The organism is Pediococcus sp. EKM201D (genome assembly GCF_011800215.1).
Classification (GTDB): Bacteria; Bacillota; Bacilli; order Lactobacillales; family Lactobacillaceae; genus Pediococcus; species Pediococcus pentosaceus.
Genome location: NZ_JAALFK010000004.1, coordinates 146,712 through 159,615 on the forward strand (window position 1 = coordinate 146,712; position 12,904 = coordinate 159,615).

At 36.7% G+C, this 12,904-nt stretch carries 13 protein-coding genes and 1 riboswitch; of the genes, 6 read left to right on the forward strand and 7 right to left on the reverse strand.

From position 1 onward, the window contains the following. Positions 1–43: 43 nt before the first annotated feature. A complete protein-coding gene (locus tag HFC68_RS07175; RefSeq protein ID WP_002832783.1) occupies positions 44–982 on the reverse strand; it encodes an aldo/keto reductase family oxidoreductase in 939 nt (312 codons plus the stop codon). A gap of 159 nt (positions 983–1,141) precedes the next feature. On the opposite strand from HFC68_RS07175, the gene HFC68_RS07180 reads away from it, so the two are divergent. After that, positions 1,142–2,527 carry a hemolysin family protein gene (locus tag HFC68_RS07180; RefSeq protein WP_011673024.1) on the forward strand — a complete coding sequence of 462 codons (1,386 nt, stop codon included), beginning with the start codon at positions 1,142–1,144 and terminating at the stop codon, positions 2,525–2,527. Positions 2,528–2,570: 43 nt separating this feature from the next. Here HFC68_RS07180 and HFC68_RS07185 read toward each other — a convergent pair whose 3' ends face one another. Beyond that, positions 2,571–3,386 carry an HAD family hydrolase gene (locus tag HFC68_RS07185; RefSeq protein WP_041526952.1) on the reverse strand — a complete coding sequence of 272 codons (816 nt, stop codon included), beginning with the start codon at positions 3,384–3,386 and terminating at the stop codon, positions 2,571–2,573. 173 nt (positions 3,387–3,559) lie between these two features. Between HFC68_RS07185 and nrdI the strand changes: the two genes are divergently transcribed. The 4 genes from nrdI (at position 3,560) to HFC68_RS07205 (ending at position 6,450) form a co-directional block, all read left to right on the forward strand. After that, entirely contained in the window at positions 3,560–4,027 is a 468-nt protein-coding gene (gene nrdI / locus HFC68_RS07190; protein ID WP_041526984.1) for a class Ib ribonucleoside-diphosphate reductase assembly flavoprotein NrdI, read from the forward strand. 14 nt (positions 4,028–4,041) lie between these two features. Then, complete coding sequence (locus tag HFC68_RS07195; protein ID WP_011673021.1) at positions 4,042–4,833, forward strand: tyrosine-protein phosphatase; 792 nt, start codon at positions 4,042–4,044, stop codon at positions 4,831–4,833. A gap of 297 nt (positions 4,834–5,130) precedes the next feature. After that, positions 5,131–5,910 carry a tyrosine-protein phosphatase gene (locus HFC68_RS07200; protein WP_002832777.1) on the forward strand — a complete coding sequence of 260 codons (780 nt, stop codon included), beginning with the start codon at positions 5,131–5,133 and terminating at the stop codon, positions 5,908–5,910. 75 nt (positions 5,911–5,985) lie between these two features. Further along, positions 5,986–6,450, forward strand: a complete 465-nt coding sequence (locus HFC68_RS07205) for an ASCH domain-containing protein (RefSeq protein WP_167399753.1) — start codon at positions 5,986–5,988, stop codon at positions 6,448–6,450. Positions 6,451–6,491: 41 nt separating this feature from the next. Here HFC68_RS07205 and HFC68_RS07210 read toward each other — a convergent pair whose 3' ends face one another. Both HFC68_RS07210 and HFC68_RS07215 read right to left on the reverse strand, forming a co-directional pair. After that, the gene (locus tag HFC68_RS07210) at positions 6,492–7,394 is read right to left on the reverse strand and encodes a YihY/virulence factor BrkB family protein (protein WP_002832773.1); all 903 of its coding nucleotides are present in this window, start codon (positions 7,392–7,394) and stop codon (positions 6,492–6,494) included. Between the two features lie 13 nt (positions 7,395–7,407). Continuing rightward, positions 7,408–8,829, reverse strand: a complete 1,422-nt coding sequence (locus tag HFC68_RS07215) for an MFS transporter (protein WP_088356116.1) — start codon at positions 8,827–8,829, stop codon at positions 7,408–7,410. A gap of 156 nt (positions 8,830–8,985) precedes the next feature. On the opposite strand from HFC68_RS07215, the gene HFC68_RS07220 reads away from it, so the two are divergent. Then, the gene (locus HFC68_RS07220; protein WP_002832771.1) at positions 8,986–9,429 is read left to right on the forward strand and encodes a Fur family transcriptional regulator; all 444 of its coding nucleotides are present in this window, start codon (positions 8,986–8,988) and stop codon (positions 9,427–9,429) included. A gap of 34 nt (positions 9,430–9,463) precedes the next feature. Here HFC68_RS07220 and pta read toward each other — a convergent pair whose 3' ends face one another. The 3 genes from pta to nagB all read right to left on the reverse strand — a co-directional run bounded on the left by pta (position 9,464) and on the right by nagB (position 12,651). Then, positions 9,464–10,435: a phosphate acetyltransferase gene (gene pta, locus HFC68_RS07225; RefSeq protein ID WP_002832770.1), complete on the reverse strand. Its 972-nt coding sequence runs from the start codon at positions 10,433–10,435 to the stop codon at positions 9,464–9,466. Between the two features lie 3 nt (positions 10,436–10,438). Continuing rightward, positions 10,439–11,638 carry an acetate/propionate family kinase gene (locus HFC68_RS07230; protein WP_011673018.1) on the reverse strand — a complete coding sequence of 400 codons (1,200 nt, stop codon included), beginning with the start codon at positions 11,636–11,638 and terminating at the stop codon, positions 10,439–10,441. Between the two features lie 302 nt (positions 11,639–11,940). Beyond that, a complete protein-coding gene (gene nagB / locus HFC68_RS07235; protein WP_002832768.1) occupies positions 11,941–12,651 on the reverse strand; it encodes a glucosamine-6-phosphate deaminase in 711 nt (236 codons plus the stop codon). A gap of 127 nt (positions 12,652–12,778) precedes the next feature. Then, positions 12,779–12,890, forward strand: a riboswitch (TPP riboswitch). Positions 12,891–12,904 lie beyond the last annotated feature (14 nt).

Below are 12,904 nucleotides of genomic sequence, written 5' to 3' on the forward strand. Positions count from 1 at the left end.
AACGCGCCTCACTATAAAGTAAGGGACGTTACTATTTTTTAATTTAAGGCATGTCGTTTCCAGCAGCGTAGTAAATGTCATACCATTCTTGACCAGTAAGTTCGACATCACTACCAGCAGCTGATTCTTTAATATGCTGAGGATTCATGGTTCCCAGTAATACTTGGAATTGCGCAGGATGTCTCAAAATCCACGCGGTTGCAATGGCATTCTTAGTTACACCATAAATATCTGCAATTTGTTTCATCTTCTTATTTAATTCTGGGAATTTAGGATTATCAATAAATACACCATCAAAGAAACCATATTGGTAAGGTGACCAAGCTTGGATTGTCATATCGTGTAATCTTGCGTATTCCAAAATCTGGCCATCATGATCAATACTACGTTCGTCGAACATGTTAGTATGCATGCCAAAATCAATCATTCCTGTATGCATAATTCCAAATTGAAGCTGATTAATTTCAAGTTTTTGCTTAGTGTACTTTTGAACTAATTCAACCTGCATTGGATTAAAATTAGAAACCCCAAAATGACGTACTTTACCAGCAGCTTGAAGTTCATCAAAAGCTTCTGCGATTTGTGCTGGTTCCATTAGTGGATCAGGTCGATGAAGTAAAAAGGCATCTAGATAGTCCACACCTAAACGCTGAAGTTCGCCGTCGACCGCACCAATGATGTGCTCTTTACTAAAGTTATAGCGATTGCCATAAGGGATGTCGCCACTATTACTATTTTCAATTCCACCCTTAGATTGAATGTACAAATCCTCACGATTTACACTCGATAGCTTTAGTCCTTCACGGAATTTTTTGCTGGATTCACCATGTCCATAAATATCAGCTGAATCAATATAATTAATTCCTATATCAAAAGCAGCCTCAATGGCCGTTGCTGCGTCTTTGTCTGATAGCGCATTCATTCGCATGATACCTAAAGCAACGTTAGAAACGCGCATACCACCAATGTTAATCTTTTTCATAGTACAAGAACCTCCATCCACTATATAATAAATTATAGCTCCATGATAACATTAAACTTCACTATACAACATTAAAAAGAAAGCTACTTTTCATACTATTTTTAAAATTCTCGTTGTATAATGTAACAATAACTAGAAAAAAGAAATGGGGAATTATTTTTGGATAGCGGTCAGATAGTCTCTAACCTGATTGTGATGCTAATTACTTTTATATTAGCTTACTTTTTTGTTGCGGCAGAATTTGCTTTAGTGCAAACACGGCTCAGTGCCTTAGAAGAGGCTGAAAAAGAAACAACAAGTGCTCGTAAAAAGAAGAAATATCAACTGGCGATGCGGATGGTTCGTAAACTTAACGAATATTTATCCACCACTCAGGTAGGTACTTCGATCTGTGGTATTATCTTAGGTTGGATTGGTGAATCAACCGTTGAATATTTTGTTGTTGAAGTTTTTGGAGCAACTCACCTAATTAACTCAGCTTCTCTGCATATTGTGGGAGCAGTTGTTGGGGTTCTATTGTTAACTTACTTAGAAGTGGTTATTACAGAAATTGTTCCAAAGAATATTAGTATCGATATTCCACTAAAAGTTTTAATGTGGGTCGTAACACCCCTCCATTATTTCCATACCACCTTTTATCCATTCGTTTGGTTGCTTAATGCTTCGGCCAATGGAATTGTCCGTTTGCTAGGGATGCAACCCGCCGATGAAAGTGACGAAATATTCTCTCAAGCAGAAATTTTAAATCTTTCTCGAAATGCCGTTAGTGGCGGTGAATTGGATAAAAATGATTATGTTTACATGCAACGGGCTTTTGATTTTAATGATAAAGTCGCTAAAGATATCATGATTGACCGTACGCAACTGGTTGTCTTAGATATTAATAGTAAAGTTGATGAAGCTCTACGTCAGTATCTTCAAAGCCGTTTCAGTCGTTTCCCAGTGGTAGCCAATAATGATAAAGATAAAATTCTTGGCTATATTTACAATTACGATATTATTCGTCAAAGCCAAGTTGATGGCGATATCAAAGTTAGCAAATTACTTCGTAATATCATTACCGTTCCTGAAACGCTCGCTTTACAAGATGTTTTAGAACAAATGATTCAAAAACAGGTACCAATTTCAGTCGTTGTGGATGAATATGGTGGAACCAGTGGAATTATCACTGATAAGGATATTTACGAAGAAGTCTTCGGCAACATCAATGATGAAATCGATGACGTTTCTGGTGACTATATTCATAAAGAAGAAAATGGACATTATAAAGTTAGCGGTAAAATGACCGTTTATGATTTTGAACGTTACTTTGGCATTGATGTTCCAGATTTTGAAGAAGAAGACGTCGTTACTCTTGGTGGTTACGTTATTGATCACAAACCAGATATCAAAGTTGGTGAACACGTCCGAATTCAAAATTATGATTTCGAAGTTCTCGATAATGAAAATGCCCATATCGATTGGTTCTTAGTTCACAAACTAAAACCTGAGGAACTCGCTGATGTCCCTCCTGTTGTCGCGATAACCGAGACTTTGTTTGATTAAATAAAAAGGGAAGTAGTCCTTTAAAGGCTACTTCCTTTTTTATTTATTTAAAATATGACTCCAAAAAATTCCCAATCCCGTTTTCCACATTACTATCCGTAACCGCATCGGCTTCGTCTTTTAGGATTTGAGGACTATTCCCCATCGCAACCCCCGTGCCAACGGCTTTAATCATTTCTAGGTCATTCATGTCATTTCCAAAAGCAATTGTGCGTTCAAGCGGGATGCCATATTTATCCATAATTGCCCGTACAGCAGTTGCTTTTGAAATTCGCCTAGGAATTAATTCCAAGTTGTTTGGTGAAGACGACGATACCTTAAGTAACCCAGTTGCCTCCATTTTTTCACGCGCTTCATCTAGCCGTTCCGACTTAGTCTTATCAATGGTAATCCCATTGATAATTTGACTACTAAGTTGGTGTAAATGTTCCAGGTCTCTAACTTTCTCAAAACGTCGGTTACCAGTCTTATCGGCCATAACCCGAACTCGAGCTAAACGACTCAACATCCACGGCTTTTCACGTGTGTAATACGTCATATCTGTTGTGAAAAAGTTAGTCGAAAGACCCAGTTCTGACGTTATATTATAGATTTCCTTAAGTGCATTCCATCCTAAATGCTCCTTATGAAAATGATGTCCTTTTTGATATACAGATCCATTTGAAGCTATAATTTCAACTTGATCGTTGATTTTATTGCGAATTAGTTCAGCTAGCGAAAGCATCCGTCCCGTCGCAATATAGAAAATTACACCGCGTTGTTGTAATTTTTCGATGGTTCTCTTCGTCTCCGGTAAAACGTTCTGATGGTTATCGATTAAGGTTCCATCAATATCCATAAACACAAGATATGGCTCCAAATTCTTCACCCCTTACATTATTAACTATCATTGTACTACTTTTTGTTACCGTTTCCATATCACATCTTACTTTTGCATAACATTATGAGTTTGCAACTTTACCGTGGTATCATTTTAGGTAAGAGGGGCGTAAAATGTTTTTTGAAGTAAATTCTAGACAGGGAGTTTTTAACATGGAAAATCAGATTTACATTATATATATATCAGTTGCTGGGAATACCCAGTCATTTGTAGATGATCTGGCAGATTATGCTGAAAAGATGCATCAAAATGATACTAGTAATCCTTTGATTATTAGCAAAGAAGTTACCGATCAAACTGATTTTGCAGATGAAACTCAACCATATTTTGCCTTCGTCCCTACTTATCTTGACGGTGGAAATGGCATTGATAATGGCGTTAAAGAACTGATGACCAATACGCTCGGCGAATATATTGCTTACCATGATAACCGAAAATTTTGCTTAGGTGTAATTGGTAGTGGAAATCGTAACTTTAACGAACAATACTGTTTAACAGCTCGTCGCTATGCCCAAGATTACGGTTTTGAAATGATTGATGACTACGAATTACGGGGTAATAGCAGCGATTGTAAACGGATCTATGACAACATGGCCAACCGAGTTAAAAATAATATTTAAAGCGAGGAGATTGTATGACAAAACCAAGACTTTTACCTATTTCATCCGGATTGAATTTTCGTGAACTAGGCGGATATACAAATTTAGATGGTAAAACTATCAAGTGGAATAAGTTGATTCGTTCTGGAAAACTAGGAGGTCTAGCTGATGCAGATATACGCCTTTTAGAAGATTACAATGTTAAATTTGACGTCGATTTTCGTTCTCCCGAAGAAAAAAGTAAATTTCCTGATCGTGTCCCTTCAGGTGCTGAATATGTTTTTGCTCCTGTTTTTCGAGTTGATGAAACTCAAAGCACAAAACAAACTGATGAACTTCAGCGTAAAATGAATAGCGATCCTACTAGTGGATTAGTCGAAATGCGCCGTGTTTATCGGGATGTAATTCGCCAAAGACATTCTCAAAAGGCTTATCGCAAGTTTTTTGATGCGCTGCTTGCTAATAGTGCTGATGATTCTGCGCTACTTTTCCATTGCACGGCTGGTAAAGACCGAACAGGCATGGGAGCAATCTTTCTATTAAGTGCTTTAAACGTGGATGAAGACACTATTCGTGCTGACTATCTCTTAACTAATCGCGCCACTAAAGCTTATCAAAATGGTGTCGTGATGGATCTTAAACTCAAAAATAAAAATTCCGCCTTTATTCAAAGTGTTAAAGCTCTTCAATCTGTAAATATTTCTTATTATAATTCCGCCATGGATGAAATTCGTAGACTTTCTGGATCTATGGATAATTATTTAAGAGAGTATCTAAAGCTAACTGAACAAGATATTACCGATTTACGTAAAATTTACTTAGAATAAAGATATTTTAAAACTAACTTAACAAAGTTTGTTACTTTCAATACACTTCGTTAACAAAAAATTCACATTTATGCTTTAATATGATTTACATGGATGAGGAAAGAAATTTCCTCATTCGTTAAACTTTTATTCTGATTACTCCTCCAAAAAGTACAGAATTTAGTTTTCAACAACCTACTCCCCAAAAAGACGCCTTAATCGGCGTCTTTTTACTTACCTTCAAATTTTTTATTTCCCGAATGGAATTAAATCAGACTATAATGGTAATGATATTAATAAAGGGAGGTTTTCTTTCTTATGAAACCGGAACGTATTTTAAATGTACCTGGTGCAGTAAACTTTCGTGAGCTGGGTGGTTATCAAACTAAATTTAATCAGACTATTAAATGGCAAAAATTGCTCCGTTCAGGTGAGCTGAGTCATTTAACTCCTCGCACTCAGGCCCTATTGGCTGATTATGGACTCAAATATGATATCGACCTTCGCTCACCAGCTGAAGCGTCCTGGAGTTCCGATAAAATCCCAGCCCAAACTATCTATCGTTTTTATCCAGTTTATCCTATCCAAGATAACGAAAAATCTGATTTACCCCAAAATAAACATTTAAAATATCAAGCTTATGAACAGTCCTTATATGATCCATACCTAACAATGGCCTTTAGTGAACACTCGCGGATTGCTTTTCACCAGATGTTTGTCGATTTATTAGCTAATACCAACGAAAAAGAATCATTACTTTTCCACTGTGCAGCTGGTAAAGATCGAACAGGCATGGCCGGTATGCTGATTCTTTCAGCCCTTCAGGTCCCCTACCAAACTATTCGTGAAGACTACCTTCTAACTAATTTGGTATACAGCAATCAAGATCCCGATGAGCTTCGCCGCCAAATTACTGGTAAACATGTGGATAAACTTATCCAAAAAATGAATAGTGTATTCTCAGTGACTGCTTCCAGTCTCGATCATACCCATGATTTAATTCTTGATCGTTTTGGTTCATTTGATCATTATTTCAAGGAAGCACTCGAATTTTCAGATCAAGATTTAGCTGACTTACGTCAAATTTACTTAGAATAGCATAATTTCACAGTTTTTGCGTAACCGTTTTCACAATGTTAAAATAGGTTAATTACATTCGAAAGGAATGATATTATGACAACTCCAGCAGAAAAAATGTGGCATGATTTTACTACAAAAAATAAAATTGAAGGTAAAACTTACCAGACACGGTGGTTTGGTCCTCAAGATCAACCAGACGAAATTAACCGTCTTAACGCTTTGATTTTAAGTGGTAAGAAACGTTCTACCTCGAAACCACTTGCCTATTATTCAGCAGAACAAGAGGCCGTTCCTCAGGTTGGTGATTATTTCATCCTTTTAAATGGTGAAATGAAACCAATCGCAATCATCCAGACGGTCGTCTCGGAATTAGTACCTTTCCTTCGAATCTCAGGTGAGCACGCCTATAATGAGGGTGAAGGCGACTTATCGATTGAAGATTGGCGGGCACGTTCGTTAGCTAAATTTACTAAACTCATGCAAAAATATGATACTCAATTTACAGAGGATAAGCCGGTGGTTTCCGAAGTTTTTGAAGTGGTTTATTCAGAAAAATAAAAAAGTTATCCACAGCGGTTAATTCCACTGTTGGATAACTTTTATTTTTTGATTTTAATTTTATACTTACCAGCTACTTTTCTAAGACTGCCGGAGGTTTCCACAATCTTTCCTTCACGTAGCTCTTGCCAGGTAGCGTTCAAAACTCCACCAAACATAACTACCATTGCCGAGAAATTTAGCCAGAACATAATCGCAATAAAGGTTCCCAAAGTCTTATAACTGGTTACTGAACGGGCAAAAATTCGTAAGTAGAATGAGAAAAATTGCGAGATAATCATTGTTCCAATGGTTGCGGCAATTGATCCTGGAATAACGTACTTAAATTTGATTTTAGCATTAGGCACCAAGTAGTATAACAACGCTAATCCAACAAATAAGCCCACGATAGTTACAGGCCATTTCAACTGTCCGATCAAATCAAACAGATGCGTTGGTAAATTCAGAATTGGGGTTAAATAACTAATCAACGTTTGTCCAAAACTAAAGAGGAATACCAAAATCCCCATAATAGCAATGATTATTACGGTCAAAACAAACGCGACAATCCGATTAACAATGGGATTTTGATGTTTAGCTACATCATAAGCTCGATTAATTGTCCGTTGAAAAGCAGCCACAGCTTGGCTAGCTGAATAGATTGTCAACAACAAACTGAACGATAGTAACTCGCCATTTCCACTCCCCAGAAAATCTTTAACAATGGGCTCGGTAATGTTGTAAATTGTCACCGGTACCACTGTTTCAATGTATTCTAGCACCGTGTTCACTTTGATATCAAACAATGGTAATAACGATCCCATCAACATTACCATTGGAAAAAATGAAAGTAGTAAATAATACGCTAAAACAATCGAATTATTTACAACTTCCGAATCGTTGAACCGCTTCAGTAAAGCACTTAAAAACGTTTTTGTTTTTCTAAAAACTACTTTAAAATCCATTTGAATTCCCCAATTATTTTACAATATGTTTGCTTAAGTTTAAGTTTCTGCCTGCCAACATCGTGATAATCCAACCTAAAATTGTAATCACAAAGAAAAGTGAAAAAGTAGCTCGGTATCCCACGAGGGTTGATAATTTACCTGGTAATCCGTTACTAGTGTGACTGTTGGTTACATTCTGCAAAACAACTGACAAAATTGCCAATATCATGCCTGAGGACATCAATTTGAACTGAGCCATAAAAATATCGGCCATGTTATTTAAACGTGCCGATTTTTGATTTTGGCTGAGTTCTTGACCCACCTGCATTAACAATCCATGCCCAGCTTCAATTATTATAGTTAAAACAATAAATAAAATTAGGTTTAAGTAGGTTGAGAACAAGGATAGACATCCCCATCCCACCATCATTAAGCTCATCGCCATTCTGACGTTATTGACCGATTCGAATTTGTTAAACCATCGTTTGGTAGCATGATGCATTAAAATCATCACGACGATCGATGGCATCAAGGCTAATCCAATAATAATGACCGAATAATGTAATCCTTGACGCAAATATAAAATCCCGATAATCATTAACACTACTAAGGAAGCATCTCCAATTCCTTGGAGTAATACAGCCCGCAAGTATCGAACATTGAATAATCCTTTAAAATCAATCAACGGATTGGGTACAGATAATTCACGCCACAGATAAGTTGCGATTAGACCAATACCTATCACCAATAAGCCCCAGCTAAACCAGCTACTCGTGATTTGATCTCCCAAAGTAACTATCCAACCAATGAGGACCATAAAGCCACTCGAAAGAACTACGTTTACCCGTTCAATATTATATGTACTGATTTCTAAATCGATTTTAATACTTGACGCATTGTGGTAAATGATCAGACTTAAAACAATTAAGAAAATATTGATTAATTGCCAGTTTCCCAATAAAAAGGATATTCCGGTTAGAAATAAGGCTAAAACTAGCGCTACTCCTAACATAACATCTCCCATTTTGGTTAAACCCACATTTTTTTCTGGTAAAATTGTCGCAATTAAACTCGGAAGCATTGGTAATAGAATTCCACACCCCGTGGTTTGAATAATCCGGCCCAGTAATAAAATAGGCATATTAAAAGCTATCCCTACTAATAAAGAACCAATCATAAAAATAGCTAAGGATAACTTTAACAACTGAACGACTGACTTTTTTTGCAACCAAACTGGGCCCAATGGATACATTAAAGCTAACCAAGCCAAAGGTAAAATATTCGTCAGTTGTACGACAACTTCATTATTTCCAAATGCTTCCACAATTTTAGTGACTGCCAATGCGGTTGAAAACTCTCCAATCAGCATCACAATCATTCCTAGAATCAGAATGAAGGCCTCACGATATTCACCTTGCACCAATTGATCAAACTGGTGGCGAATCTTATTCATGTATACGCCCTCCTCAAATAAGCTTAATTATAATTTTATTAATTAAAAAAGGTAAAGTAAAGGCGCAACGAAAACTTTTTTCAAATTCGATTGTGGCACATTGAAACCAAACTTAAAAAGTGTTTCAATTAGTTAATAACACATAGGAGAAATAGGATGATGAAAAAGACTATTGATGAAGCAATTGACCATTTACGTGATAATCATATACGGATTACTCCTCAACGTCGGTTAGTACTGGAATATTTGATTGAAAAAAGAAATCATCCAACTGTGGAAACTATTTTTAAAGCGGTCAACGCCAAAGAACCTAGCTTAAGTTTAGCCACTGTATATAATTCACTTAAACTTCTGGTAGATCAAGGTCTAGTCATTGAATTAACTAGTAGTGAAGATGGAATTCATTACGACTACTATGGCCATCCTCATTTCCACGTAATTTGCGTTAACTGTGGAAAAATCATTGATGTTGATTATCCTGAATACGCATCTGATTTAGCTAAAATCGACCGCATTGCTGCTAAAAAAACTGGATACGACATTATTGCCAATCATATTGAAGTCGAAGGGTATTGCCCTGAATGTGCACAAAAAAAATAGGAGTCGGAAAAATTCCGATTCCTATTTTTATTTTCTAAACTTGAGCTGCGGTAATAATTGCTACTTTATAGACATCTTCTTCACTAGCTCCACGAGATAAATCGGAAACCGGTGCATTAAGTCCTTGCAAGATTGGGCCAATTGCTTCAAAACCGCCTAGACGTTGAGCAATCTTATAACCAATGTTTCCAGATTGAAGTTCAGGGAAGATAAAGACATTCGCATGTCCTGCAATTTCTGAATCTGGAGCCTTACTTGCTCCAACAGCTGGAACAAAGGCTGCATCAAACTGAAGTTCACCATCATATGGGGTCTTTGGATCACGTTCTTGGGCAACCTTAGTAGCTTCGCGAACTTTATCTACCATTGGTCCAGCCGCTGAGCCTTTAGTTGAAAAGCTTAACATTGCAACCTTAGGGTCGATGTCAAATAGGCGAGCAGTTTCTGCACTTTGAATCGCAATTTCAGCCAATGTTTCTGCATCGGGATCAATATTAATAGCTGCATCCCCAAAGACATAGCGTTCATTTTCGCGTTGCATGATAAATGCTCCACTAATTCGACGCATTCCTGGTTTAGTCTTGATAATTTGAAGAGCGGGGCGAACTGTATCACCAGTAGCATGAACTGCTCCAGATACCATGGCATCCGCCTTGCCTAAGTAAACTAGCATAGTTCCGAAGTAATTTACATCTTTGAGCATTTCGATAACCTGTTCTTCGGTATTTTTACCCTTACGACGTTCAACTAACTTATCAATCATTTCCTTTTGATCGGCTTCCGGATATTGGCTCGGATCAATAATTTGCACATTTTCAAGGTTTAATCCATGCTTTTCAGCAGTAGCTTTAATATCAGCTTCCACTCCGAGTAAGATTGATTGAACTAAGCCATCATCAGCTAGTCGAATAGCGGCAGCTAAAACTCGAACATCTTCACCTTCGGGAAATACAACTGTTCTATTTTGGCCCTTAATTTTTGACTTCAAACCTTCAAATAAATCCATGAGTTAGTCCCCCATTTTTTTAAACTTTTCAACATCGCGAGCAATCGCCAATTCTTCATCAGTTGGAATTACCATGACTTGGACAGCCGAGTCTTCCGCACTAATGAAACGTTCTCCACGTTTTTCATTAAGCGCTTGGTCAAGTTTAACATTGAAAATTCCTAATTTAGAAGTAATTTTTTCACGCATTGGAACACTATTTTCACCAATTCCTGCTGTAAATACAATTCCATCTAAACCACCCATTTCAGTTGCATAGGAACCAATGTATTTCACAATATTATTAACAAAAATATCGATGGCCATTTGTGCACGATGTTCACCTTTTTCAGCGGCATCAATTATATCACGCAAATCAGGTGACATTCCTGATAGTCCTAGCAAACCAGACTTCTTATTCAAAATAGTTAAGATGTCTTCCGGATTAGTAATATTAAGTTTTTGCATTAAGTAAACTACTAAAGAGGCATCAATATCACCAGAACGGGTTGCCATAGTAATCCCTGCTAGAGGTGTAAAGCCCATTGATGTATCAAATGATTTTCCATCCTTGATAGCTGTAATTGAACTACCAGCCCCTAAATGTAAGGTGATTATTTTTAGTTCTTCTAATGGCTTGCCCATCATCTTAGCCGCACGACCTGCTACATATTGATGACTAGTACCATGAGCACCGTATTTACGAGCCCCATATTTTTCATAGTATTCATAAGGAATACTGTAAAGATAATTTTTTTCAGGTAACGTTTCATGGAAAGATGTATCAAAAACTGCCACACTAGTGATATCTGGTAAAACCTTCTTGAAAGCACGGATTCCTGTAGCGTTAGCTGGATTATGCAAAGGCGCATATTCTTTTAAGTCTTCGATTTGCTTTAAGACTTTGTCATCAATTAAAGCAGAATCTTGGAAAATTTCTCCACCCGCAACTACTCGGTGTCCTACACCGGTAATTTCACTGTAATCTTTAATAATATCTAATTTTAATAGCTCTTTTAAGAGTAAATTAACTGCTTCTTCATGATTTTTAATTGGTTGGTCAATTTCAACTTTTTTACCATCAGTGGTCTTAATCGTGAAGTTTGATCCTGGAATACCGATCCGATCGACAGTTCCTGATGAAATAACCTTTTCTTCCGGCATTTCAAATAATTTAAACTTAAGGGTTGAGCTTCCCGCATTGATTGCAATTGTCTTTTCCAACTTAAATAGCTCCTTCTCTCATAATAATAGCTTATTGTAACGTATTATCCGTTTGTAAGCTTGTAAAATTCATCGTTAGAATTTTTAAATATTATTATTTATTGATATTTCAATGTATTTTGGTTTTAAAATGTCGTAAAAACTTTTTTTAAGCGTGACGTTTTAGCTTCAAGTATCCCACCAACATACTATTTCATAATATCTCTTTGCGTAAACGTTTTCAACTATCAACAAATTTTACATTTTGACTGCAATAAAAAAAGCCTAACACAAAGACTTTATGTTAGGCTGAATATTTTAAATTATTTGTTTGAAAGCTTGCTAGCAGCTGCTTCATCAATAATAACAGTAACGTTATCATGGTTTTGAAGAACACTAGCTGGTAAGTCAGTTGTGACAGGACCTTCGATCATACCTTTGATTGCATCAGCTTTGTCTTCGCCGTAAGCTTCGATCAAAATATGCTTACTCTTCATAATTGAAGCAAGTCCCATTGAAATAGCATAACGTGGAACGTCTTCTTCATGTTCGAAGAAACGAGCGTTAGCATCAATTGTTGATTGAGTTAGTGACACTTTGTGAGTTGTACTGTCTGCAGGTGTACCTGGTTCGTTAAAACCAATGTGACCATTACGTCCGATACCAAGGATTTGTAAATCAATTGGGTTATCTTCGATAATTTGGTCATAGTGCTTGGCTTCGGCTTCAAGATCTGCTGCACGACCATTTGGTAAGTATGAGTGCTTGAATGGTTTAGCATTGAAGAGGTTTTCGTGCATAAAGTAATCATAACTTTGGTCACTATCTTCTGGCAAACCAACATATTCATCTAAATTGATTGAGATTGAGTCCGTAAAATCTAGATCACTCTTAATAATTTCTTGATAAGTGGTAATCGGTGTACTACCAGTAGCTAACCCAAATGTTGTTGCTCCATTTTTCTTTGCATCAGCAAATAGTTTGTATCCTTCTTTTCCGCCTTCTACGTTATCTTTAACAATAATAACCTTCATGATCAAATCTCCTTTTTCGTTTTTGGTATAGTCCAATTATAAAATGGTCTAAACCAAAATGCAAGGATTTATCCTAAAAAATTAAAAATAACTTTCTCTTTACTTATTTAGAATTTAAGATATACTGATTTTGTAACAGGGGTGCTGGGCTTTACCTGGCTGAGATTAAAACTAAATGGTTTTTGACCCTCGAACCTGATATGGATAATGCCAGCGCAGGAAGACTCAATTGTAATATTAGAATGATTATTTT